We start from the raw sequence: 584 nt of genomic DNA, 5'->3' as shown, positions 1-584 counted from the left end.
AGGAATCGGGTTCATGTCTCCTTTTTTGTTTAGTTGTCAATTTATGTTAGCAAATTTGCTCATCTACAGTTATTTACTTAGAAATGAAAGGATTGTTCGGAAGCAAAAAACGCACTATCCGAAATATCCCGGACTATAATATTGATTCAATAGTCAAAGCGATTCGTGATCGGATCAGTGAGCATAGCGTGAAGGCTTAAAAAGATCTTACTCAAAGCGATTAATAAAAATACAAAATAACAGTATTCGATTTGCAAATATTTGTTTATATTGAAAAGAAACAATTAATTGAATTATGATATATTACAAAAAAGGTAAATTATAGAGGGAGGTTTTTATTATGAAACAATTAATCGTTGCTTTTCTATCTTTAGGACTAATTCTTGGTTTTTCTTTTGATTCTTTCAACAATGCAGAGGCAGCATCGAAGGTTAAAACGTATAAAAACTGTTCAGCTTTAAACAAGGATTATCCAGGCGGCGTCGCTCGCTCTTCTTCTGTCAAAAACAAAGGAGCATTCCCGTTAGGAGCTTTTCCGGGGACTTGATCAAAAAAAGCCCTCTTGGTATGATGCAGGGGTGTCA

1 pseudogene is annotated in these 584 nt (G+C 34.4%); it reads left to right on the top strand.

Annotated elements, in window-relative coordinates:
- Positions 1-340: 340 nt before the first annotated feature.
- Positions 341-514: pseudogene (locus tag B4113_RS15205) on the top strand (hypothetical protein); the annotation flags it as partial.
- Positions 515-584: the final 70 nt, after the last annotated feature.

Origin of the sequence: Geobacillus sp. B4113_201601, assembly GCF_001587475.1 — a bacterium.
GTDB classification, from domain to species: Bacteria; Bacillota; Bacilli; order Bacillales; family Anoxybacillaceae; genus Geobacillus; species Geobacillus icigianus.
This window is presented reverse-complemented; position numbering and strand designations above follow the sequence as displayed.